Raw genomic sequence first — 24091 nt, 5'->3', positions numbered from 1 at the left:
GTACGCATGCGCCGTTCCGCCGCCCCACTGCTGCTCGCCGCGCTCACCGTGCTGGTGGCCGCTTGTGAGAAGAAGGCCCCGCCCGCGCCCTCTTCCGAGCCCGCCCCCGCTCCGGCCGCGGCCTCCACCGGGGCCCCCCCGGCGAACACGGACACCATTCTCCTGGGCCAGGTAGGCAGCCTCACCGGCAGCGAGGCCACCTTCGGCGTCTCCGCGCGCAACGGCATCGCCATGGCCATCGCCGAGGCCAACGCCGCGGGCGGGGTGAAGGGCAAGCAGCTGGAGGTGCGCGTCTACGACAGCCAGGGCAAGCCCGAGGAGGCGGCCCAGGCCGCCACGCGTCTCATCACCCAGGACAAGGTGGCCGTCATCCTGGGCGAGGCCGCCTCCACCAACTCCATGGCCATGGCGGACAAGGCCCAGGCGGCCGGGGTGCCGATGATCACCCCCTCGTCCACCAACCCCGCGGTCACCCGCAAGGGCGACTACATCTTCCGCGTCTGCTTCATCGACCCCTTCCAGGGCTACGTGATGGCGAAGTTCGCCCGCGACCACCTGAAGCTCAACCGGGTGGCGGTGCTGCAGGACAACAAGAGCGCGTACTCGGTGGGGCTCACGGACGTGTTCAGCCGGAAGTTCTCCGAGATGGGCGGCAACCTCGTGGGCAACGAGAGCTACTCCAAGGGCGACACGGACTTCCGCGCGCAGCTCACCGCCCTCAAGCAGCTGAAGCCGGAGGCCATCTTCGTGCCCGGCTACTACACGGACGTGGGCATCATCGCCCGCCAGGCGCGCGAGCTGGGCCTGATGGTGCCGCTGCTCGGCGGCGATGGCTGGGAGTCCGACAAGCTCTTCGAGCTGGGCGGCACCGCGCTCGACGGCAGCTACTACTCCAACCACTACTCGGTGGATAACCCGGATGCGAAGGTCCAGGAGTTCATCAAGAAGTACAAGGCGGCCCATGGCGCCGTACCGGACAGCGTGGCGGCCCTGGCCTATGACGCCGCGTGGCTCGCCATCGACGCGATGAAGCGCGCGCCGGACCTGTCGGGCGCGGCCATCCGCGATGCGATCGCCGCCACCAAGGACTTCCCTGGCGTCGCCGGCACCATCAACCTCGACAAGAACCGCGACGCGGTGAAGCAGGCGGTGATTCTCAAGGTCGAGGGCGGAAAGACGACGTTCGTCACCATCGTGAAGCCGTAGCGCCCCGCCTCAGACTCCGGCCGCCGCCGCGGCCACCTCCGCCCAGACCGGGCGGGGGAGCGGGTGCAGCCCCGGCTTCCCCTCGCTCCCCCGGGTGCAGATGAAGCCGAGCCCCGCCACCATCGTGGCCAGGGTGACGTCGAAGGCGTTCAGGCTGTCCCCCCACCCCGCCGTAAGGTTCGCCATCGAGCCTCCGGCGAACAGGTAGACGGGCCTGCCGTGCGGCCGCGTCTCCTCCACGTGGGGGATGATCTCCCGCCTCGCCCCGAGCGCCTTCACGTCGATCTCGTCCGGCAGGTGCCCCACGTTGAGCAGGAAGCACCCCGTCTTCAGGTACTTCACCTCCTCCGCGCCGAGGACGCCCGCCACGCCCGTGGCCGTGACGATGACGTCCGTGCGCGCGAGGAGCTCCGGGGTCATCATCGTCCCCGCTTCCCACCCCGCGTAGCGCGCCTCCAGCAGCCGCGCGGGGTCCTTCTCCACCACCTGCACCGTCCCGCCAAAGGCCCGCGCCACGTCCGCCACGCCCTGCCCCACCAGGCCGTAGCCCACCACCAGCACCCGCTTGCCGTGCAGCGTCAGCTTCGTGCGCTCGCAGAAGGACTGCCACGTGGACAGCCCCACCAGCCAGCGGTTGTGCAGCCCCTCCTTGATGGGCAGGTCGTCCCAGTTGAACACCGGGTAGCGCAGCGCCAGCGGCCGCAGCCGAGCGATGCCCGAGCCCGTCGCCTCCAGCCCCGCCTTCACCCGCGTCTCCAGCCCCCGCGCGTGGATGGCCAGCGACAGCTCCCCGCCCACCTCGCACAGGTGCGTCGGCTCCCAGGCCAGCGCCCTGTCGATCGCCGACGCGGACTCGTCCGCGGGCATGTTCTTCCACGCGTGCGCCACGGCCCCGCGCCCGCGCAGGTGCTCGACCACCTCGTCGCGCACCGTCGTGGGGTTGCACGTCGCCAGGAACACCGCCGCCCCCTTCCCCAGCAGCGCCTCCACCGCCGGCACCATCTTGAGGTCCAGGTGCATCGAGCACGCGAGCCGCACGCCCTCCAGCTTCGGCAGCGCCTCGCACCACCGGCGCGTCAGCGGCATCTGCAGCTTCGTCCACTCCAGGTCCCGCGCAAATGTGTCCACGTACGCCTCCCTGCCCGCTCTCCTCCCGGAAGAGCCTGAAAACCCTCACCGCCACCCTCTCCCAGAGGAAGGGGGGCCTTCTACCGCATACCAGGCATCCGGGCGGGCACCTTCCCTCTCGTCAACAGTGGGAACGGCCCATGGCTTGCCCCTGACGCTCCCCGCCCCACCCTGACGGTATGGGGGCCATCGCCTCCATTCGTTCCCGGAGGAGCGGACGTGATCCACCACATCCTCGTCGCCATCGATGGCTCGGACACCTCTCGCAAGGCCGCGCGCTTCGCCCATGACCTCGCGCAGCAGATCGGCTCGCGCATCACCCTCCTCTTCGTGCTCGAGCCGCCCCGCATGCTCTCCCTCGGCTTCCTCGACTCGGAGCTCATCTCCGGCTCCCAGCGCACCCCCGAGGAGATGGAGGCCGTCCGGCGCATGCTCGACGAGGTCGCCGCCGACCTTCCCAAGGCCCAGGTGGAGAAGGTCGTGGAGATCGGCCGCCCCGCCGACACCATCGTCACCATGGCCGACAAGCTCGGCGCCGACCACATCGTCATCGGCGCCCGCGGCCTCAACCCTGGCGGCAAGTGGTTGCTCGGCTCCGTGAGCGACCGCGTCGTTCAACACGCGGGACGCCCTGTCACCGTGGTGCACTGAGACACGTCCCCAGCCCTGAGCGCACAAAAGCCCCGCGGCACACGGGCCTGACCGGGCGCTCCCTGGACAGGCCCATCTCCAAGCGAGCGGGCCTCTCCACCCGCTCGCGAGAAGTTCACCCGGGAAGTGGGGCATAGCCTTCCGGTGGGGGCAGGATGGAACCTTCCAAGACAGCCCACCGGGCTTCGTTCCGGAACGAGACGTGGCTCCGCGCCCTCGGGCTCGGGGTGGCGTTCTTCGTGACGGGGTGGTTCTCCAACCAGTTCGTCTTCCCGCCCCACCCCAGCGCGGTGCTCTGGCTGCCGAGCGGGCTCGCGCTGGCCCTCCTGCTGCGCACCCGGCCTCGGGGCTGGCCCGCCCTGACGGCCGCCATCTTCCTGGCCGAGCTCGTCTCGGTGCACCTCCAGGACTTCCCCATCCCCCTCTGGGCCTCCAGCCTGTGGGGCCTGGCCAACTGCCTGCGCCCCCTGGTGGGCGCATGGCTGATCCGCCGCTTCGTGGGCACCGACATCCGGCTCACCCGCCGCTGGGAGATCGCCGGGCTGCTGCTCTTCGGAGGGCTGGTGAGCCCCCTGGTGAGCGCCACGCTCGGCTCCCTGGGCTACACCTTCTCGCACGAGCCGGCCTCCTTCTGGGCGGACTGGGTGAACTGGTGGCTGAGTGACGGGCTGGGGACGATCCTCGTCGCGCCGCTGCTGTTGACCTGGACGCCCTCGACCTTCCGCCCCAGGCGGGTCCACCGCCATGTGGAGTTCGGGGTGATGCTCGCCCTGACAGCGGTGGGCGCGCTCGTCATCTTCGGCCATCCCGCGCCCGAGGGGCTCCGGGCCTCGCTCGTCTACGTCAGCTTCTCGTTCATCCTCTGGGGGGCGCTGCGGATGGGGCCCCTGGGCGCGGCGAGCACCTCGGTGGTGGTGGCCTCCGTCGCGCTCTGGCAGACCCTCCTCGGGCGGGGACCCTTCGCCGCCCTGGCCGCCTCGCTGCCGGAGAAGGTGTTCACCCTCCAGGTCTTCCTGGCGATCCTCGGCCTGACGGCGCTGTCGCTGGCGGCGGTGGTCTCCGAGCGGTGGCGGACGGAGGAGCTCCATCAACTGCTGGTGGAGACAGGCACGGCGCTCGCGGCGTCGCTGGACGTCCGGGAGACCTTTCCGCGTGTGGCGGACCTCGTCGTCCCGAGGACGTGCTCGGGCTGCGCGGTGTGGCTGGTGGGTGAGAACGGGCTGTTGGAGCGGGTGGCGCAGGCGGGATGGAGCTCCGAGCGGGAGGCGCGCCTGCGCGGGTACCTGCCGCCCCTGCCCACCACCGCGAGGCGCTGGGGCAACCGGGAGGGCACCGTCATCCTGGCGCCGCTCTGGGTCCGGGGGACCGTTCAGGGGGCGCTCGTGCTCATGAGCGACGAGCGGGCCCACTGCGCGGAAGTGTCGGAGCTCTCCCTGGCCGGCGAGCTGGCCTACCGCTGCAGCATGGCCCTGGAGAGCGCACGGCTGTACGCGGAGGCGCAACAAGCCATCGAGGCCCGCAACGAGTTCATCGCCATCGCCGCCCACGAGCTGCGCACGCCGCTGACGGCGCTCACGCTGCGCATGCACAGCCTCCACGCGCTGCTGCGCCGGGAGCGGGCCTCCGAGGCCGCGCGCGAGAAGGTCCACGCGACGTCCCGCCAGCTCGAGCGGCTGAGCCAGCTCGTCGAGCGGCTGCTGGACGTGGGACGCATCACCACCGGCCGGCTGGAGCTGCACCGGGAAGCGGTGGACGTCTCCGGGCTGGTGGAGCAGGTGCTGGACGCCTTCGACGAGGAGGCCACGCGGGCCGGCAGCGCGCTGCGGTGGGAGGCCGAGCCGGGCCTCATCGCCTGGTGGGACCGGGGCCGCATCGAGCAGGCGCTCATCAACCTGCTGACGAACGCGCTCAAGTTCGGGGCCGGGCACCCCATCGAGCTCCACGTCTCCGCCAAGGAAGGCATGGCGCGCATCGCGGTGAGGGACCACGGCATCGGCATCCCTCCCGAGGCGCTGGAGCGCATCTTCGAGCGCTTCGAGCGGGCGGTGTCGTCCCGCAGGTACGGAGGGCTGGGCCTGGGGCTCTTCCTCACCCGGCAGGTCGCCGAGTCCCATGGCGGGAGCATCCACGTGGAGAGCCGCCCCGGGGAGGGCTCCACCTTCGTGCTGCAGCTCCCGCTGGGGCGGCAGCCCGTGGCCGGGGAGGCGGTGGAGCACCCCGCCCCGGCGTGAGCTCAGCGCTTCACGGTGGGGGACGCTGGGCTGGCTCCTCACTCTCCCGAGGCGGGCACCTCCACCATCACGCGGCCCTGTTCCTCGGCACCGGGCTCCTGCGTGGTAACCGCTTACCAGTGAGGCGAGGAAATGCCGCACATCACTGGTAACCACTTACCACCGAAGCCGCTGGCGCGCCGGCGCGAGCATCCGCTGCGGGCTCCCTATTTGGCGGGTGGCCCAGCCCGTTGCCTACCTTGTGGCTTGACCGTCCCCGCGCGGTGTCCCTGAAGTCCAGGGCTTCTGTGTTCAACCCCCGCGGCTGGGGAGGTGATGCGTGTCCACTCGTGTCGTTGGTGCGCTCCCCTCGGGTGGGCCGCTGCTCCTGGCGCTGGCCCTGGCGGTGCTCCTCGGAGGGTGCGCCACGGCCCCTCCGCGCATGAGCCTGACGAGCGGCTTCGGGCTCCACTCACGGCCCACCTTCCGCCGTGACGCCTCCGGACCCGGGCCGAGCGCGGCCACGCCTCCTTTTGGAGAAACGCCGGGTGCGGCGGGGGGCTTTCCCGAGCAGACGCGGGACTTCTTCCAGGGGGTGCAGGAGGCCAGCGGCCTCGGGGAGGAGGCCCGGCACCCGGCGGGCGCGGCGCTCTACGTGGAGCAGGCGCGCCAACTCCTGAAGCAACTGACCAGGACGCCCGTGACGCAGCACAGCTTCGCCCCGCGCCGGGCGCTGTGCTGGCTGCTGGGCGAGGTGCTCAAGGGCGGCGAGCGCGTGGAGTACGCCGACTTGAAGTGGCGCGCCGAGCGCTTCGCGCCGCTGGTGCTGGTGCGCCCGGACGGCTACCTGGTGACGGCGCTCGACGGGACGCCGCTTCAGCGCCTGGGCCCCCTGGAGCTGGTGGAGGGCGAGTGGCACGTGGGGCGCTTGGTGGTGGGCAGCTTCTACGTCTCACACGGGGGCATCTTCTACCCGGCCACCGAGGCGCTGCGGCGCGCGGACGGCCCGCCCCTGGCGGAGCTGGGCCTGGGCAGGGACGCGCTCAACGCCGCGCTCGACGGAGGCCAGCAGGCCCTGGCGGAGATGGCGCTGGCGCTGGCGCACACCGTGCTCCACCCCATCCGCACGCTGGAGGACCTGGGACAGTTGCCCACCACGGTGGCCCACCTCATCGCCTCCTCACCCGAGTACTTCGCGCGCTACGGCGCCATGTCGCGCGAGGACCAGATACGCGAGGCGGCGCGCCTGTCCACGCACCTCCTCCTGCTGCTCGGAGGGGCGAAAGCCACCGTGGGACGCCTGGGCGGATTGGGGGCGGAGCTGCCGGTGCTGTCCGTCACGGCCGAGGGCGAGCTGGTGCTGGGCGGAGCCGTGGTGGCGGCGGGCACGACGATGGACCTGGGCGCCCTCTCCATCCTCCACATGGCGGGCAAGGGCCGGGGCCACACCGGCGGCGCGAGCGGCAAGGCGGGAAAGGCCTCCCAGACGGCTCCGGCGAAGGGTCCCGGAAGGTGGACGTACAAGAAGCCCACCACCGGCTCCAAGCGCTCCCTGGACTACCAGGAGCAGGTGACGGGACGGCCCGCCTGGTGGGTGTACCTGGTGGGGAGGCTGGAGTTCGACGGCTTCAAGCTGGGGGAACTGCTGGAGGCCAAGGGCCCCGGCTACTGCTCCTTCTTCGAGGCCACCGGCACGCCCAAGACCTGGTTCAGGAAATCCGGCAAGTTCAACGAGCTGATGAAGCAGGCCGAGAATCAGTCGAAGGCGGCCCAAGAGCTGGGACTGCCGGTGAGCTGGCATGTCGCCGATGCCAACGTGGCGAAGTTCCTTCGTGAGCTCTTCGAGAAAAACAACTGGAAGAACATCACGGTGCACCACACGCGGCCCGTGCAGTAGAAAGGCGCACGCATGTACGAGGACTACTATGTCGGGTCGTACTGGGGCCCGCGCAAGGAAACGGCGCTGGAGTGTGCACGGCGCGCGGAGCTCTTCTTCCACATGCTGGCGCGCTGTGACCCGGCATTCACCCAGTGGTACCGGGCGGGCCGTGGAGCCCCCCGCGAGCTGCCGGGCTGGCCCCTCCACCCGGAGCTGAAGGAGCTGGAGTCCTTCCTCCTCAAGGGAAGGAACCGCACCGACGTCGGCAAGGAGGTCATCGAGGATCTGGGCTTCCGCCAGATGGTGTGGAACGCCAACAAGGAGGCCACGGATCTCCACCTCTCCTGTGGCAAATACTCACCGTGGGGAGGGCCCAATCTGTGTCTGCTCACCCCCCCCAGGCAGGGCGTGGTGCGGGAGCGGCTGCTGCGCGCGCCCGTGCTGGCCGAGGTGCTCACGTGCATGGCCACGGCGTGGGACCCCGACTACGCCCTCGTCACCTCGACTGAAATGGTGGACCTCATCAAGAAACGGAAGTGGGAGCGACGGGTGGGGTGGCTGACGTACCTGTCGCGCCGTCTGGGCCGGCTGCCGCCGCTGCCCGCGCCCGTGCGCATCGAGCCGGTGGGGGCGCTGGGCTGGCTCCTCGTGCTCTCCCCCGAGCCCATGACGGCGGCCAACCCCGAGCACGTGGCCCTCACCGCCCGCGTGCGCGAGCTGCTCGACCGGGCCGGCTTCATCGAAAGTCCGGAACCCGCGCCCGCCAGCGAGTGACACGCGCTGGGGCCCCCGCTCTTCAGCGCTTCACGCGCTTCATCGTGTCCTGGATGAGGTCCACGTACTGCCGGTTCTTCGGGTTGAGCTTGAAGGCCTTGCGGTAGGCATCCTCGGCCTGCGCCCACTGCGCCTCGCCGCGCGACACCTCGCCGGTGAAGTACCAGGCCTCCTCGCACCCGGGCTCCTGCTTCACCACCTCCAGGAGCTCCTGCAGCGCCAGCTTCCCGTGCGCCTCCGGCTTCATCAGGTAGCGCGCCCACGCCCGGTACGCCCGGTACAGCGGCTTGGGGTCGATGTCGCACGCGTACTCGAAGTACTCGAAGGCGCCCGCGTAGTTCTCCGCCTTCAGCCGCTTGCGCGCCTCCTCGTATTGGGTGCTCGCGTCCAGCAGATCCGTCCGGATGCGGAACTGCTCCGCCGCCGACGGCCGCCCCGTCCCCACCTTCTTCTCCCGCGCCGCCGCCCGCCGCTTGCGCCACAGCGCCGCCTGCTCCGCCTCCGACAGCGCCCCGTACGCCCTCGCGTACCCCACCAGCAGCCCCTCCGCCTTCTCCTTCAGGTCCGCCGTCTGGAAGCGCAGCGGCGAGAACTTGTCCGACAGCGCCAGGAACGCCTTGCGCAGCGCCACCGGCTGCACGTCCTCCGGCACTCCCAGCAGATCGAACGGATCCTGGCTGCGGTGCGACATGAAGGCGCTGAGCAGCGCGTTCTTCACCGCCTCGTCCTCGTCCGAGAACGGCAGGCCCGTGGCCGCCGGAGGCAGCAGGGCGGCCGGGTCCACCGTCTCGAGCGTCCCCGGCAGCGGCGTCAGCGCCGGGCCCGGCATGGGCGCCGCGGCCACCGCCGAGGGCGCGGGCGCCGGACGCTTGTCCACCTCCTCCGCGAAGTCCGCCAGTCCCAGCAGGCAGAAGGCATACAGCCGCCGCAGCGCCGAGTCCGTGTCCAGCCCCGAGCGCTGCTGCAGCTCCGGGAAGGTGGGCCGGAAGCGCAGTGCCTGGAAGAGCCGCGCGTCCTTCGAGGACAGCCTCGGCCCCTCCACCCCCGGCACCTGCGCGAAGCGCCGGTCATCCGTGAAGGTGAAGTGCGTGGCCACCTCGTCGAAGGGCATCATCGTGGCGATGCCCGTGAGGATGAGCTGCGCCGTGTTCATCCGCACGCTGGTGTCCGGCGGCTCGATGTCCGCGATGAGCCGGAAGCGCGCGTCCGTCCACCGGAAGCAGTCCAGGAGCTTCATCGCCATGTTCGCCTGCATCTGCTTGTACAGGTCGAACGGGCTGATGAGCCCCTTCTGCACCAGCAGCCCCCCGATGGGCACCTCCGTCTGGACGCTCTCCGTGAGCGCCTTCTGGTAGTCCGTCTCCGAGAGCTTGCCCTTCTCCACCAGGAACTTGCCCAGCGTCTCGTGCAGCAGGTTGCTGGAGCACGCCACCGGCGCGCCGTCCTCGAAGGTGATGCGCTTCTCGCGCTGGCGCACCTTCAGCTCTAGCGTGCACGTGCGCTCCTCGATGGCCAGCGCGTGCAGCAGCAGGGGGAATGGAGTCTCGGCGAGCGCCCCCTCGCGCTGCCTCAGGACCTGGGCGGGGGTGGAAAACATGGAACTCTCAGCTTAGCAGGGTTACTCGTTGTCGGCCGCCATGCCCGGGTCGTCGTAGTAGCCGTAGCCGTCCGGCGAGGGCTCGGGGGCCGTCACCCGGCTCACCACGGAGTAGCCGAGGGCGAGCACCACCACCAGCGCCGCCCCGTAGGCCAGGGGCCGGCTGGGACGCGCCCGCCAGGCCCACAGCCGCTCACGCCGGCGCTGGAAGCGGGGGGCGGCCACGTACTCCTTCCAGGCCTCCTCGCGCATCAGCGCCGCGTCCGCGTCCCGGCCGCTCTTGTCCAACGCCTGGGCCAGCAGCACCCGCCCCTCCACCGTCCCCTGCCGGGCCTCGCGCAGGCGATTCAGGGCCTCGATGGCGCCCTTCGTGTCCCCGCGCGCCAGCCGGAAGCGCCCGCGCTCCAGGTCCACCGCCCCCAGCTGGTAGCCCGGCTCGGACTTCGCCGCCTCGTCCAGCAGCAGCTCGCCCCGCTTCGCGTCCCCCGCTCCCAGGTACGCCACCCCGAGCAGGAACAGCGTCCCCACGTCGTCGTCGCCCGCCTCCAGGTTGGGCTTGAGCACCTCCACCGCCGCCGCGTACTTCCCCCGCCGCACCCACAGGTCGGCCAGCTCGTAGCGCGCCCGCCGGTCATGCGGGTTGGAGTGCAGCAGCCGCTGCAGCGCCGAGGCGCGCTGCCACCGGCCGATCGCCCTCAGGGGGCTGGGGAGAATCCCCACCGTGTAGCGGTCCGCCACGATGATGAAGCCCAGCACCGCCAGGGCGGACAGCACCGGGCTGCCCGTCAGCGCGGACAGCACCATCCAAAGGAGCCAGCTCATGCTCATGGGCGGTGCTCATATCAGGTGGGCGCGCGCCGCCCCACGGGTGTGGCGTGGCGTTTCGCCACAGGGGCGTTCCGCCACGCTCCCCCGCCCTCTCCGCGAGCGAGCCCGACCCCCCGCCACCTCTTTGCAGTTGCAACAGCCTCCCGAGGGGGGCCAGGCAGGCGGCAAGCCTGAAATTCGCGGTCGGGAATCGAACTGACATATGGTCAACACCCGGTGGACCGATGGCTCCGGCTTTGCACAGGGGGCGCCCCGGTCTTCCCCATCCCTCTGAGCCCCCGTGGCACCTATGAGAAATCCCTTATCGCCACCCCCGGCCGCGCGCCGGAACCTCGCCCTGAAGAGCGTGCCGACGCTGCTGCTCGCACTCGCGGTGCTGCTGACGGCCGGCAGCGCCCGGGCCCAGGCGCCCACCAACAACGCGGACCCCAAGCTGCGTTACACGGGCGACCTGTACGGCAACTTCGCGCTCATCGGCAACACGCTCGGCCAGGACTGCCGCAGCACGACGCCGCGGCCGCTCACCGGCAAGATGCCGCCCAACGGCACCGTGTATGGCGAGACCAGCTGCTCCGGGCGTGACACCTCCCCGGATTTCTTCTGGACCCTGGACGACTGGACGCTCGAGAACACCGGGGCCTCGACCCGGCCCTACCTCGCGCCGGGCGTCACCCCCACCTCGCCCAATCCGCTGCACGCGCGCAGCCAGGCGGTGCTCACCCTGCCCCCCGGGGCCCGCGTGGTGTACGCGCGCATCTACTGGGCGGCCACCCGTTTCAACTCGTCCGCGGGCGACAAGATCGCCGCGCCGGACCTCACCGCCACGGTGTCGCGCTCGGGCGTGGCCGGCTTCGAGAAGGGCCTCACCGCCGACGACTACGCCTTCCAGCAGGACCCGGGTGCCGAGTACCAGTACCAGTCCACGGCGGACATCACCGACCTGGTGAAGGCGTACGGCGCGGGCGTCTACCAGGTGAGCGATGTGCAGGCCATCCCCTTCGACACCACGACGGGCGAGTACCTCTTCGACGCGTGGTGGCTGGTGGTCTTCTACGAGGAGCCGCTCGCGAACAAGCGGCACCTCAAGCTCTTCGACAGCATGCGCGTGGTGGCGGGCACGCCCGGGACCACCATCTCCCTGGCCGGCTTCCACGTGCCCACGTATGCCCAGGACGCCAAGCTGGGCGTCATCGCCTTCGAGGGTGATGACCCGGCGCCGGACATCAACGACACGTTCGAGTTCAACGGCGCGCTGATCAGCAACGATCTCAACCCGGCCAACAACTTCTTCAACAGCACGCGCTCGTGGACCACCAACAAGACGGGCGTGCGCACCGACACGCCGCTGGCCGGCGTGCCCACCGGCTCCGACGGGGTGCTCGACACCCTGCCCATCAGCCACCGGTATGACCGTCCCCAGCTCACCGGCACCGCCGGCAGCTTGTCCGGCATGGACCTGGACGTGGTGGACGTCACGGTGGCCGCGGGCGCCAAGACGGCCACGGTGAAGGTCAACACCAGCGGCGACAAGTTCTGGCTGGGCGGCTTCATCACCTCCATCACCACCCAGGCCCCCGACTTCACGGACACCCTCAAGTCGGTCCGCAACACCACGCGCACCGACGGCACGGTCCGCCCGGGCGACATCCTCGAGTACACCATCGTCACCCGCAACAAGGGCGATGACCACTCGCGCGACACCGTCCTCACGGATCCACTGCCCGCGCAGCTGGACTACGTGCCGGGCTCGCTCCAGCTCCTCACCGTGGCGGCCAGCGACACGCTGCCCCCCGGTCCGCTGACCGACGCCCCGGGCGACGATGTCGGCCAGTACGACGCCGGCACCCATACGATCACCGTCTACCTGGGCACGGGGGCCTCGGGCGCCGCACCCGCCCAGGGCGGCAGCATCAAGGGCATCGTGAGCCCCGGGGATGTGGGCGAGAGCACCAGCATCTCCTTCCAGATGAAGGTGAAGTCCACCACGGTGGGCAAGGTGGAGAACCAGGCCTTCATCACCGCGGGTGGCCTGCTGGGCATCGACCCGGTGACGACGCCCTCGCGCAGCCCGGCCGGCAGCGGCCCCACGCGCATTGAAGTCGCCATCGTCCCGACGCCCGTCATCACCGCGCCGGCCAATGGCTCCATCACCAACGACAACACGCCCACGTACACCGGCACCTCGCTTCCGGGCACCACGGTCACCGTGAGGAACTCGGGCGGCACGGTGCTGTGCACCGCGACCACCGATGCCTCCGGCAACTGGTCCTGCACGGGCACCACGCCGCTGGGCGAGGGCCCCCACACCGTCAACGCGGTGGCCACCGACAGCGCGGGCAACCCGAGCCAGCCGGCGAGCACCACCTTCACCGTGGACACGGTGGCGCCCGGCGCGCCCGTCATCACCTACCCCACCTCGGGCGCCGTGCTCACCATCCAGCGGCCCCTGTTCACCGGCACCGCCGAGCCCAACGCCACGGTCATCGTGAGCGTGGACGGCAAGGTGATTGGCCGGGTGATCGCGGACGGCGCGGGCAACTGGTCGTTCCCGGCGCCGGATCCGCTGGTGGACGGTCCGCACACCGTCAGCGCCACGGCGAAGGACGCGGCGGGCAACACCAGCACCGCCACCAGCGTCCCGTTCACCATCGACGCGAAGCCGCCGGATACGCGCATCCTCACCATCACCCCGCCCGAGGCGGAGACCAGCAGCACCTCCATCTCCTTCACCTTCGATTCCCCGGGCCGCTTCGACATCGGCAGCTACGACTGCAGCCTCGATGGCCGGACCTTCGTGACGTGCGACACCCCGAAGAGCTACACGGCCCTGACCGACGGCCGTCACACCTTCGCGGTGCGCGCCCGGACCTATGGCGGCATCGTGGACCCCACGCCGGCCACCTACACCTGGTTCGTCGGCCTGGACACGGACAAGGACGGCATCGCCGACAGCATCGAGACGGCCACCGGCACCAGCCCCACCGATGATGACTCGGACGACGACGGCATCACGGACGGCAACGAGGACGCCAACCGCGACGGCTACGTGGACCCGGGCGAGACCGACCCGCGCAACCGGGACACCGACGGTGACGGCCTCCAGGACGGCACCGAGCTGGGCCTGACCGCGCCCCAGGGCACCGGCACCAACACCTCCATCTTCCAGAAGGATGAGGACCCCGCCACCACGACGGACCCGCTCGACTCGGACACCGACGATGGCAGCGTGTCCGATGGCGTGGAGGACACCAACCACAACGGCCGCGTCGACGCGGGCGAGCGCAACCCCAACAACCCCGCGGACGACAAGGTGGCGGCGAAGGACACCGACGGCGACGGCATCCCCGACGATGTCGAGACGGCCACCGGCACGGATCCGAACGATGACGACTCGGACGATGACGGCATCACGGACGGCAACGAGGACGCCGACCACGACGGCATCGTGGACGCGGGCGAGACCAATCCGCGCAACCCGGACAGCGACAACGACGGCCTCCAGGACGGCACCGAGAAGGGCCTGACCGCGCCCCAGGGCACGGGCACCAACGCCTCCGTCTTCCAGCCGGATACGCACCCCTCCACCACCACCAATCCGCTCGACGACGACACGGACGACGACGGCCTGCTGGACGGCAACGAGGACGCCGACCACGACGGCGCCGTGGACGCCACCGAGACCGACCCGCGCAACCGGGACACAGACGGTGACGGCCTCCAGGACGGCACCGAGCTGGGCCTGGGCGCGCCCCAGGGCTCGGGCACCAACACGTCCATCTTCCAGAAGGATGAGGACACGGCCACCAAGACGGATCCGCTGAAGGTGGACACCGACGGCGGCACCGTGTCCGACGGCGTCGAGGACACCAACCACAACGGCCGCGTCGACTCGGGCGAGCGCAATCCGCTCAACCCCGCGGACGACCTGACCGTCACCGACACCGATGGCGACGGCATCCCCGACAGCGTCGAGACGGCCACCGGCACCAGCCCCACCGATGCCGACTCGGACGATGACGGCATCCTGGACGGCACCGAGGACAAGGACCACGACGGTGTCGTCGACGCGGACGAGACCGACCCGCGCGATGCCGACACGGACAACGACGGCCTCCAGGACGGCACCGAGAAGGGCCTCACCTCTCCCGAGGGCCTGGGCACCGACCTGGCCGTCTTCATCCCCGACTCGGACTCCCTGACCCGGACGGATCCGCTCGACGCGGACACCGACAACGGCGGCGTGAACGACGGCACCGAGGACACCAACCACAACGGCCGCCTCGACGCGGGCGAGCGCAATCCGCTCGACCCCGCAGACGACAATCCCCCCGTGGACACCGACGGTGACGGCATCCCCGACGCTGTCGAGATCGCCACCGGCACGGATCCGACGAAGGCCGACACCGACGGCGACGGCATCCCGGATGGTGTCGAGGACAAGAACCACGACGGCGTCGTGGATCCGAACGAGACCGATCCGCGCAAGACGGACTCGGACGGCGACGGCATCCCCGATGGCACCGAGGACAAGGACCACGACGGCGTCGTGGACCCGGGCGAGACCGATCCGCGCAAGACGGACTCGGACGGCGATGGCCTGCCGGATGGCATCGAGGACAAGGACCACGACGGCGTCGTGGACCCGGGTGAGACCGACCCGACGAAGGCCGACACGGACGGCGGCGGCGTGTCCGATGGCGTCGAGGACCTGGACCACGACGGCGTCGTGGACCCGGGCGAGAGCAACCCGCTCGACCCCTCGGACGACGACGTGAACCGCGACACGGATGGCGACGGCGTCTCCGACGTGCGCGAGAAGGATCTCGGCCTCGAGCCGCTCGACTCGGACACCGACGATGACGGCGTGATGGATGGCGCCGACGGCCTCACCGACACGGATGGGGACGGCCTCATCGACGCGCTCGACCCGGATAGCGACAACGACGGCATCAAGGATGGCACCGAGCTCGGTGTGACGCGGGCCAACGCTCCCGCGGGCACCAACACCAGCTCGCCCAACTTCGTGCCGGACACGGACCCGTCCACCACCACCAACCCGAAGCAGGCCGACACCGATGGCGACGGCCTCAAGGACGGTGAGGAGGACAAGAACCTCGATGGCAGCCTGGGCTCGGGCGAGACGGATCCGAACGACACCGACACCGACGACGGTGGCCTGTCCGACGGTGACGAGGTGAAGAGCAACAGCAACCCGCTGGACGACACGGACGACTTCATCATCGCCGGCCGTGGCTGCAGCACCTCGGGGAGCGCCTCTCCGCTGGTGTGGCTGGCGGCGCTGGTGCTGCTCGCCCTGCCGGCCCTGCGCTCGCGGCGCGCCTCGCGCCGTGGCACCGCGCTGGCCGGTGGAGTGCTGGGCCTGCTGGGTGTCCTGTCCGCTCCGGCGGCGGAGGCCCAGGGTCCCACGCCCTCCCCGCTGTCCCAGTCCATCGACGTGCAGCGCTACAAGCCCGGCCCGGGTGCCACCGACATCCTCGGCGTCCATGGCGCCAAGGTGGACGGGCACCTCGGCTGGCACCTGGCGGCCTCGGTCAACTACGCGAGCAACCCGCTGGGCTTCCTCGATCCGCGTCAGGACGACTTCGTCTACTCCATCGTCGCCAACCAGGTGACGGTGGACCTGATGGGCTCCATCTCGCTGTGGAACCGGTTCGAGCTGGGCGTGGCCGTGCCCCTCACGTACCAGGCCTCCGAGCGCGACGCCTCCATCACGCCGGCCTTCCAGGGCGGCGTGAGCGGCGCGGGCCTGGGGGACCTGCGGCTGGTGCCCAAGGCCCACCTGCTGAACGCGGGCGGGTTCGACCTGGGCGTGGCCGTGCCCGTGCTGCTGCCCAGCGCGGGCGGCGCGGGCTTCCGCGGTGGCGCGGGCGTGAGCGCCCGGCCGCAGCTGGTGGCCGAGTGGGGCAACGGCGAGGGCCTGCGGCTGGTGGCCAACCTCGGCGCCAACCTGCAGCCCGAGCAGCAGGTGCGCAACCTGCACACGGGCACCGAGCTGATGTACGCGGTGGGTGCCCAGGTGCCCCTGACCGAGAAGCTCGCGGTGCGCGCCAACCTGGCGGGTGCCTTCGGGTTGAACGATCAGGACATGGAGGGGCGTCCGCTGGAGCTCCTCGCGGCGGTGCAGTACCGCATCAGCCCGGGGCTGGCGGCCCACGTGGGCGGTGGCCCGGGTCTCACCCGTGGTTACGGCACCCCCGGTTTCCGCCTCTTCGCCGGCATCGACTGGACCCAGCCGGGCGAGCGCGCTCCGGCCCAGCCCGCCACTCCGCCCGCGCCCGTCGACACGGACAAGGACGGCGTCACGGATGACAAGGACCAGTGCGCGCAGGGCCCCGAGGACCTGGACGGCTTCCAGGACGAGGACGGCTGCGCGGACCCGGACAACGACGCGGACGGCATCCCGGACACGAAGGACCAGTGCCGTGACCAGCCCGAGTCGGTGAATGGCTTCCAGGACGAGGACGGCTGCCCGGACAAGGTGCCCGTGGACTCGGACAAGGACGGCCTGATGGACGACCAGGACAAGTGCCCCACCCAGCCCGAGGACAAGGACGGCTTCCAGGACGAGGACGGCTGCCCGGACCCGGACAACGACAAGGACGGCGTGCCGGACTGGGAGGACCAGTGCCCCCTGCAGCCCGAGGTCATCAACGGGGTGAAGGACGAGGATGGCTGCCCCGACGAGGGCAAGTCCAAGGTGCGCCTGGAGGCCAAGCGCATCGTCATCCTGGACAAGGTGTACTTCGCCACCAACAAGGACGTCATCCTGCCCAAGTCGTTCGACCTGCTGAATCAGGTGGCGGCGATCCTGCGCGCCAACCCGCAGATCGAGCTGCTGCGCGTGGAGGGCCACACGGACAACCAGGGCAAGCCCGCCAAGAACCAGAACCTGTCGGAGCGCCGCGCGGCCAACGTGCGCGCCTTCCTCATCAAGGAGGGCGTGGCCGCCGAGCGCCTCGAGTCGGTGGGCTACGGGCAGACGAAGCCGGTGGACACGAACAAGACGGCGGCGGGCCGTGAGAACAACCGCCGCGTCGAGTTCAACATCCTGAAGGTCGCCGGCGAGGAAACCGAGCAGCCGAAGTAACGGAGCACCCGGCGCTGGCCGGACACGAACGGCGCGAGCAGGCAACCAACCTGCTCGCGCCGTTTCCATTTCGAGTCCCCGCTCCCTCGGGGAGGGGGTTAGGGTTGAGGGTATTCCCCGAGGAGAGCACCGTGTCCTCCACCCTCCGCCCGCTCGTCATTCCCCTGCTCGTCCCCTTGTTGCTGGCGGCGGCGCCTCCCCAGGCCGCGCCGGCCGCGCGCCGCCTGGAGGATGCCGTGCCCGATACCTTCACTGGCGTGGAACGCGTGGTGGCGGTGGGAGACGTGCACGGAGACGTGGAAGCGCTGAAGGAAGTGCTGCGGCTGGCGAAGCTCATCGACGACAAGGGCCGGTGGAGCGGCGGCAAGGCGCACCTGGTGCAGACGGGGGACATTCCCGACCGGGGGGAGCGCACGAGGGAGGCCTTCGAGCTGCTGATGCGGCTGGAGCGCGAGGCACTCGCGGCGGGAGGCCGGGTGCACGCGCTGCTGGGCAACCACGAGGTGATGAACATGCTCGGGGACCTGCGCTACGTCGCCCCGGGCGAGCTGGCCTCGTTCGCGGACCAGAGCCCGGAGCCGGATGCGTCCGGCACGCCGCGAGGGCTGAAGGGGCACCGCGTGGCGTACGGGCCGCAGGGGCGCTATGGCCAGTGGCTGCGCGCGCATCCCGCGGTGGTGCGCGTCAATGACACGCTCTTCGTGCACGGTGGAGTGGCCCCGGCGGTGCCGGCGAAGACGCTGGCCGAGCTCAACCACTGGGTGCGGCAGGACCTGTTCCCCGGCAACCCGCCCGGAGGGGCCAAGGACGCGCAGGGGCCGTTGTGGTTCCGCGGCTACGCGCTGGGGCAGGAGGAGGACGAGGCGCGGGCCCTGGACACGGTGCTGCAACGCTTTGGCGCGAAGCGGATGGTGATGGGCCACACCACCGATCGCGATGGGAAGATCCGGACGCGGTTCGGCGGGAAGGCGGTGTTCATCGACACCGGCCTGAGCACCGGCTACGGCCGCCACCTCGCGGCGCTGGAGCTTCGCGACGGCCACGTCACCGCCCTGTATGCCAACGGCCGCGTGGAGCTGGTGGCGCCCGCGCCCGCAGTGGCCCCGGCGGGCAAGGTCAGCCCCTGACGCCGCGCAGGTCGCCGTGCACCGCGAGCCAGATGCACGGCGGCTCGCTTGAGGTCCACTCCACGCGGTGCCGCTCGTGCGCGGGGAGGAGGACGTGGTCGCCCGGCCCGAGCTCGCGGGTGCGCCCATCCTCCCAGACGAGCTTCGCCCTTCCCTGAAGGAGCACCACCCACTCGTCCCGCTCCTGGTCATACCAATGGCCGGGAGGTGAGGCCTGGCCCGTGGAGATGATGCGCTCGATGAGGACACCCCGGTCCGGCAGGAGCGGCTCGAAGGTCTCCTGCTCCGGCAGGGGATGGGGAAGCGCGAAGAGGTTGTCCATCCGGGTGCCTCCTGTCGGCCAGACGGTGGAACTCCGAGGGTAGCGCGAAGCATCCAACCGGCTCGAACAGTCGAGCCCGTGGGAGGCGCCATGCGTTGGTACGCAACGGTTGGAACGGTCCTGCTGTGGACCAGCCTGGGGGGCGACACCCTCGCCCAGACGCCGGACGGAGGGAACGGGAAGTTCGTCGCGGCGGCGCGCGAGGTGCTCGGGGTTCCCTACCAGTTCGGTGGCCGGATGCGGCGGCCGGGAGAGGGCATCGACTGCCAGGGCGTGCTCTTCTACGCGGCCGAGCGCGTGAGCCGGTGCGGCTGGAAGTCCTACTCGGTGTTCCCGACCCGCTCGGTGCCGGCGGGCGAGCTGGGGCAGCCGGTGGAGGGAATGGCGCCCATCGCCACCTCGGCGCTGGACGTCTCGCGGCTCCAACCCGGTGACGTGCTGCAACTGGTGGGATTCGACGCGAACCCGGCCGAGCCGCACATCGGCCTGCTGAAGGAGCGGCCCGTCTGGGTGTGGCACACGGGCGTGTACAGCGGCGGGGGCAGGTGGATCGTCGGTGACCACTACGCGGGCCGGGTCGTCGAGGTGGACCTGGCGGCGTACCTGGCCGAGCACGCGGACGTATACGCGGGGCTGGTGGTCACCCGGATGAAGGACGGGCCCCGTCCCACGCAGTGCCGCCAGCACCGTCCGATGAAGGCCCCGAGGAATCTGGACCGGCGATAGGAGCCGGCTTCACTCGCGGAGGCACGGCCCGCCCGGGACAGGATGCGAAGCCCCATCAGGTAAGTCCGCGAAGGTTTCCCCTCTCCCCTCGGGAGAGGGACGGGGTGAGGGTGCCAGGGCCCCGGGTTGAACCCCCTGTCTACACTGAGGGCCCCGGTTGGAAGAACGGGCTCGGATACCCTCACCCCAACCCTCTCCCGGGGGGAGAGGGAGCATCGAGCCCCTTCGGTCATTTCCCTGAAGAGGATTAGATTCAGCCTCCTTCCCCTGGTCCTCCCGGACCTGGAGCCGCACCTTCCATGACCACACTCCTGGAGTCGGACGAGGAGCTCGTCCTGCTGACGAGCTGTGCCGACACGTCCGAGGCCGCGCTGGTGCGCAGCCTGCTGCAGGCCCACGGCATCACCGCGCTCGTCCAGGGAGAGCACACCCACGGCCTGCAGGGAGTGCTGGGCGAGGCGGACGAGGTGCGTGTCCTCGTCAAGCGCAAGCACCTCTCCGAGGCCCAGGCACTGCTCGACGCCTCCATCGTGGAGGACGACGAGGACGACGAGGACGACGAGGACGACGAGCCGGCTCCGGCGTCCGGCCCGGCGAAGCGGGATGATCGAGCGGCCCGGCGAGACCGCCTGCGGAAGCGAGTGGCCTGGGCGGTGATCCTCCTGCTGTTCGCGCCGGGCATGATCATGCTCACCAAAGCGGTCCGCGAGCGGGAGCTGCGCCCCTACCGGAAAACCCACGAGCAGCAACTCGAGGCGGGAGACAAGGCCTACGAAGCGGGCCAGTTCCAGGCCGCGGAGGCCGCCTTCCGGCAGGCACTCGGTGCAGCGGAGCACCTGCCCGAGGTGGAAGGACACCAGGCGGATGCGCAGACCCGGCTCGCCCTGGCGCTGATGGAACTGGAGCGCTGGAGCGAGGCGGAGCCCCTCCTGCGCGCCGCGCTGCCCGGGCACACCCGGCAGTTCGAGCAAGGGCCCCGAGGCCAACCCTTCGGTGCCCCCGCGTTCGCCGATGACCACGCGTACCTGGGCGAGGTCCTCTTCCATCTGAAGCGGTACGGCGAGGCGGAGCTCGAACTTCGAAAGGCCATCGCCGCCTACCGGAAGCGGATCGGCGTCTCCGACGAGCTGATCGCGGCCTCCATCCACCTGAGCGCCGTCCTGATCGAGTGGGAGCGACCCGCGCTCGCGGTCTCCGCCCTGGAGGACGCGCTCCGCCCCTCCCCTCTTCCGTTGGAGGACAGCCCGGAGCTCTACAGCCTTCTGCAGTCGCTCGCGATCGCCCATCAGCACGCGGAGCAGCACGAGCAAGCGGTGAAGGTCTCCAAGCGTGCGCTCGCGCTGGGGGAGCGGCTCCACGGAAAGGTGCACCCGGAGCTGCTCGGCGTTCTCGGGACCTACGCCGAGTCCTTGCGCGTGCTCGGCCGTGGCGAAGAGGCGCTCGTACTGGAGACCCGGCAGCAGGAGATCGCCGCGCAGCAGCAGGCCACGGGGACTACAGAAGCCGCGCGCTGATGGCGCTGTGCACGTCCGCGCCCGCCTCGGTGAGCACGAGCCTCGGGCCCTCGAGCCTCGCCAGGCCGTGCTGCACCAGCCGGGCGATCTCCTTCCGGCGCGGCTCCGGGTCCTGCCCGTAGCGCGTGCACACCGCCTCCCAGTCCACCCCGGAGCGCAGCCGCAGCCCCATGGCCAGGCGCTCCTCGAAGAGCTCCACGGGGCTCAGCTCCTCGCGGCTGGACTCCGGCAGCTTCCCATCCTCCGCGGCGCGCATGTACGCGTCCGAGCCGCGCAGGTTCACGTAGCGGTAGCCCGCGGGCCGCTCGCCGGGCGCGGAGGTGAGCAACATGCCCGTGGCGCCCACGCCCAGCGCGAGGTACTCGCCCCCCGTCCAGTAGAGCGCGTTATGCCGCGAGCCATACCCGGGCCGGGCGTGGTTGGAGATCTCGTACCGCACCAGGCCGTGCTCGCCGTAGGCGTCGCGGATGGCCTTCGTCATCTCCACCACCTCCTCGTCCGGAGGCAGCACCAGCTCGCCCTTGTCGAGCTGCCGGGACAGCGGCGTGGCCACCGCCAGCGACTCGCGCTCCACCGTCAGCGCATAGGTGGACAGGTGCTCGGGCCCGAGCGCCGCGGCCCGGCGCGCATCCGACTCCGCCTGCGCCCGCGTCTGCCCGTGCACCCCGTAGATGAAGTCCATGGACACCACGTCGAAGCCCGCCCGCCGCGCCGTCTCGTACGCCGCCACCGCCTCCGGGCCGGTGTGCTCGCGCCCCAGCGCCTTCAGCAGCGAATCATCGAAGGACTGCACGCCCAGCGAGACGCGGTTGATGCCCGCGGCCCGGTAGCCCGCGAAGCGCTCGGCGTCCGCGACACTCGGGTTGGCCTCCAGGGAGATCTCCGCCCCGGGCGCCACCTTCAACCGCGCCGCCACGCCCTCCAGCACGGCCGCCACCTGGCGCGGGTGCCAGAGGGACGGCGTGCCGCCACCGAGGAAGATGGACTCCAGCGTCCGCGCACGCAGCGAGGGCTCCGCCGCCAGCCGCGCATCCAGCTCCGCCAGCACCGCGCGCGCGTAGCGCTCCTCGGGGATCTCGCGCACCACCGCCACCGCGAAGTCGCAGTAGGGGCACTTGGAGAGGCAGTACGGGAAGTGCACGTACAGCCCGAATCGCGCCGCCGCTGTGCCCGTGAGGGGATCGATGGGGCCCGCGAAGTCCATGGGGCGCTACTTCGCCCCGCGGAGCTGGGCGAGCTGCGCTTCCAGCTTCGCCACCTTCATCTTGTAGCTGGCCGCCGATTCCAGCGCCGTCTCGGCCGCCATCAGCTTGCGCTTCATCGCCGCCACGTCCTCCTTGAGCTGATCCCGCTCGGCGATCACCTCTTCCGGAGCCGGGCCCGCCTGGGTGCGCGAGGCCTCCAGCGCGCCCTCCAGCATCTTCACCCGCTGCCGCAGCCGCTCCGCCTGCTGCTCGGCCTCCTGGGCCCGGCTGTCGGCGTCCAGCTCCTCCACCTCGAGCGACTCCTCCGCCGCGCGCGCGTCCTGCTGCTGCTCCACCTGCTGCCGCACGCGCCCCAGCTCCGACTCCACGTCCGCCAGCGCGCGTGCCATGTCCTGGCGGTCCGACTCCACCGCCGACAGCTCGCCCTCCAGCTCCGAGGCCCGCGCCTCGGCCGCCGTCGCGCGCTCCGAGTCCTGTTGCGCCCGCGCCTGGACGCGCCCCAGCTCCGCCTCCACGTCCGCGAGCGCGCGCGCCATGTCCTTGCGGTCCTCTTCCACCGTCCCCAGCTCGGCCCGCAGCGCCGCCACCTGCGCCTCGGCCTGCTCCGCCGCCTCGCTCAGCGCCGCCGCGTCCGCCTCCATCCGGTCGCGCAGCTGCACCGCCTCGGTCTCGCTCAGCGCCAGCGACTCGCGCGCCGACGTCAGCTCCGCCTCCGCCGTCTCCAGCCGGGGCGACAGCTCCGCCAGCGCCGCCCGCGCCTCATCCCGCTCGGCCTCCAGCTCGCGGGTGCGCGCCTGCGACTCCTCCAGCGAGCTGCTCGACCACTCGGACTCCGCGAGCGCCGCCTCCAGCTGCGCCACCCGCGCCGTCAGCCCCACCCGCTCCGCGTCGACGAGCTCCCGCTCCCGCAGGGCCTCCTGCAGCTGCTCGCCGGTGCTCTCCAGCTCGGCCAGGTTGGACTGGTACTGCTCGCGCACCGCCTCCAGCGCGCCCTGCATCTCCGCGCGCTCGGCCGCGAGCTCGCCCACCCGGTCCTGCGCCAGCGACAGGGCCTCCTTCGCCCCGATGAGCTCCTCGGCCAGGGAGGCCCGCGAGTCCCGCTCGTGCTTCAGCTCCCCGGTGAGGCGCGACAGCTCCGACTCCACCTCGGCCAGCGCCCGCGAGAGATCCTTGCGCTCCTCCTCCACCGCGTGCAGCTCGCCCTCCAGCTGCGCCACCCGCGCCTCGGCCACCCCCGTGCGCGCCGCCTCGCGCGACAGCGCCGCCGAGGCCTGCTCCAGCTTCGCGGGCATGTCCTTCAGCGCCGCGAGCTGATCTCGCGCCTCCGCCACCTGCGCGCGCAGCGTGGCCTCGGACACGCGCAGCGACTGGAGCTCGGACTCGCGCTCGGCGTACATCGCCCGCGCGCGGGCCAGCGTCTCCGTCTTCTGCTTCACCACCGAGCGGAAGTGCTCGACCTTGTCCTCCGGGGCGCCGCCCAGGGGCGGGCGCGGCTCGGCCGGCTCGGAGAAGGGGTCGGCCGCCCCCACCGGACGAGCGGGAATGGGCGGAGGCTCCGGAGCCCGGGACGCCGACTGCACAGAGGGCAGCGACATGGCGGGCCGGAAGGCGGCCGGCGCGGCGGGCGCTCCCCGGCGCGGAGGCAACGGCGGAGGCACACCGGGGGCGGCGGGACGCGCCATCTCCCCTTCCAGGCTCTCCCTCAGCTCCGCGAGCGGATCCAGCTCCTCTGACGACGACCCCATGCGGGCCGAGGTTAACCCCCGGACCTCCTCTTCTCCACAGCGCTCCTCACTCCGTGAGAACCCCGCCCTCC

General features: G+C 71.2%; 15 protein-coding genes. 9 read left to right on the top strand and 6 right to left on the bottom strand.

Translation table 11 applies throughout. From position 1 onward, the window contains the following. Nucleotides 1-6 precede the first annotated feature (6 nt). On the top strand, nt 7-1206 hold the full coding sequence (locus tag NR798_RS08495; protein WP_375770932.1) for an ABC transporter substrate-binding protein: 1200 nt from the start codon (nt 7-9) through the stop codon (nt 1204-1206). Nucleotides 1207-1215: 9 nt separating this feature from the next. On the opposite strand, the gene NR798_RS08490 is transcribed toward NR798_RS08495, so the two are convergent. After that, on the bottom strand, nt 1216-2334 hold the full coding sequence (locus NR798_RS08490; protein WP_375770931.1) for an adenosylhomocysteinase: 1119 nt from the start codon (nt 2332-2334) through the stop codon (nt 1216-1218). 219 nt (nt 2335-2553) lie between these two features. On the opposite strand from NR798_RS08490, the gene NR798_RS08485 reads away from it, so the two are divergent. From NR798_RS08485 to NR798_RS08470, 4 genes are all read left to right on the top strand, one after another. After that, nucleotides 2554-2985 carry a universal stress protein gene (locus tag NR798_RS08485; protein ID WP_375770930.1) on the top strand — a complete coding sequence of 144 codons (432 nt, stop codon included), beginning with the start codon at nt 2554-2556 and terminating at the stop codon, nt 2983-2985. 155 nt (nt 2986-3140) lie between these two features. Beyond that, on the top strand, nt 3141-5216 hold the full coding sequence (locus tag NR798_RS08480; RefSeq protein WP_375770929.1) for an MASE1 domain-containing protein: 2076 nt from the start codon (nt 3141-3143) through the stop codon (nt 5214-5216). 319 nt (nt 5217-5535) lie between these two features. After that, nucleotides 5536-7092, top strand: coding sequence for a Tox-REase-5 domain-containing protein (locus NR798_RS08475; protein ID WP_375770928.1), 1557 nt, complete (start codon nt 5536-5538; stop codon nt 7090-7092). Between the two features lie 12 nt (nt 7093-7104). Then, a complete protein-coding gene (locus tag NR798_RS08470) occupies nt 7105-7848 on the top strand; it encodes an Imm52 family immunity protein (protein WP_375770927.1) in 744 nt (247 codons plus the stop codon). 22 nt (nt 7849-7870) lie between these two features. Here the strand turns inward: NR798_RS08470 and NR798_RS08465 are convergent, their stop codons facing one another. Then, nucleotides 7871-9445, bottom strand: coding sequence for a DUF4388 domain-containing protein (locus tag NR798_RS08465; protein ID WP_375770926.1), 1575 nt, complete (start codon nt 9443-9445; stop codon nt 7871-7873). A gap of 21 nt (nt 9446-9466) precedes the next feature. Then, on the bottom strand, nt 9467-10273 hold the full coding sequence (locus NR798_RS08460; RefSeq protein WP_375770925.1) for a tetratricopeptide repeat protein: 807 nt from the start codon (nt 10271-10273) through the stop codon (nt 9467-9469). 289 nt (nt 10274-10562) lie between these two features. Between NR798_RS08460 and NR798_RS08455 the strand changes: the two genes are divergently transcribed. Further along, a complete protein-coding gene (locus NR798_RS08455; RefSeq protein WP_375770924.1) occupies nt 10563-17381 on the top strand; it encodes an Ig-like domain-containing protein in 6819 nt (2272 codons plus the stop codon). 131 nt (nt 17382-17512) lie between these two features. Continuing rightward, nucleotides 17513-18508, top strand: coding sequence for a metallophosphoesterase (locus NR798_RS08450; protein WP_375770923.1), 996 nt, complete (start codon nt 17513-17515; stop codon nt 18506-18508). On the opposite strand, the gene NR798_RS08445 is transcribed toward NR798_RS08450, so the two are convergent. Continuing rightward, complete coding sequence (locus tag NR798_RS08445) at nt 18498-18830, bottom strand: cupin domain-containing protein (protein WP_375770922.1); 333 nt, start codon at nt 18828-18830, stop codon at nt 18498-18500. The genes NR798_RS08450 and NR798_RS08445 overlap by 11 nt on opposite strands. 90 nt (nt 18831-18920) lie before the next feature. Between NR798_RS08445 and NR798_RS08440 the strand changes: the two genes are divergently transcribed. Both NR798_RS08440 and NR798_RS08435 read left to right on the top strand, forming a co-directional pair. Next, nucleotides 18921-19556 (top strand): hypothetical protein, encoded by a 636-nt coding sequence (locus NR798_RS08440; protein WP_375770921.1) that lies wholly within the window; start codon nt 18921-18923, stop codon nt 19554-19556. 299 nt (nt 19557-19855) lie between these two features. Continuing rightward, on the top strand, nt 19856-21070 hold the full coding sequence (locus NR798_RS08435) for a tetratricopeptide repeat protein (RefSeq protein ID WP_375770920.1): 1215 nt from the start codon (nt 19856-19858) through the stop codon (nt 21068-21070). Here NR798_RS08435 and hemW read toward each other — a convergent pair. Then, nucleotides 21051-22274 carry a radical SAM family heme chaperone HemW gene (gene hemW, locus NR798_RS08430; RefSeq protein WP_375770919.1) on the bottom strand — a complete coding sequence of 408 codons (1224 nt, stop codon included), beginning with the start codon at nt 22272-22274 and terminating at the stop codon, nt 21051-21053. The genes NR798_RS08435 and hemW overlap by 20 nt on opposite strands. A gap of 6 nt (nt 22275-22280) precedes the next feature. Next, nucleotides 22281-24020, bottom strand: coding sequence for a gliding motility protein (locus NR798_RS08425; RefSeq protein ID WP_375770918.1), 1740 nt, complete (start codon nt 24018-24020; stop codon nt 22281-22283). Nucleotides 24021-24091: the final 71 nt, after the last annotated feature.

This window comes from Archangium gephyra (assembly GCF_042230915.1).
Lineage (GTDB): Bacteria > Myxococcota > Myxococcia > Myxococcales > Myxococcaceae > Archangium > Archangium gephyra_B.
This window is presented reverse-complemented; position numbering and strand designations above follow the sequence as displayed.

What these genes read in the sequence shown, in the direction of transcription:
- NR798_RS08435 (WP_375770920.1), top strand. Translation starts at nt 19,856, where the DNA reads ATGACCACACTCCTGGAGTCGGACGAGGAGCTCGTCCTGCTGACGAGC.
- NR798_RS08425 (WP_375770918.1), bottom strand. Translation starts at nt 24,020, where the DNA reads ATGGGGTCGTCGTCAGAGGAGCTGGATCCGCTCGCGGAGCTGAGGGAG.
- NR798_RS08455 (WP_375770924.1), top strand. Translation starts at nt 10,563, where the DNA reads ATGAGAAATCCCTTATCGCCACCCCCGGCCGCGCGCCGGAACCTCGCC.
- NR798_RS08470 (WP_375770927.1), top strand. Translation starts at nt 7,105, where the DNA reads ATGTACGAGGACTACTATGTCGGGTCGTACTGGGGCCCGCGCAAGGAA.
- NR798_RS08440 (WP_375770921.1), top strand. Translation starts at nt 18,921, where the DNA reads ATGCGTTGGTACGCAACGGTTGGAACGGTCCTGCTGTGGACCAGCCTG.
- NR798_RS08480 (WP_375770929.1), top strand. Translation starts at nt 3,141, where the DNA reads ATGGAACCTTCCAAGACAGCCCACCGGGCTTCGTTCCGGAACGAGACG.
- hemW (WP_375770919.1), bottom strand. Translation starts at nt 22,274, where the DNA reads ATGGACTTCGCGGGCCCCATCGATCCCCTCACGGGCACAGCGGCGGCG.
- NR798_RS08495 (WP_375770932.1), top strand. Translation starts at nt 7, where the DNA reads ATGCGCCGTTCCGCCGCCCCACTGCTGCTCGCCGCGCTCACCGTGCTG.
- NR798_RS08445 (WP_375770922.1), bottom strand. Translation starts at nt 18,830, where the DNA reads ATGGACAACCTCTTCGCGCTTCCCCATCCCCTGCCGGAGCAGGAGACC.
- NR798_RS08465 (WP_375770926.1), bottom strand. Translation starts at nt 9,445, where the DNA reads ATGTTTTCCACCCCCGCCCAGGTCCTGAGGCAGCGCGAGGGGGCGCTC.
- NR798_RS08460 (WP_375770925.1), bottom strand. Translation starts at nt 10,273, where the DNA reads ATGAGCATGAGCTGGCTCCTTTGGATGGTGCTGTCCGCGCTGACGGGC.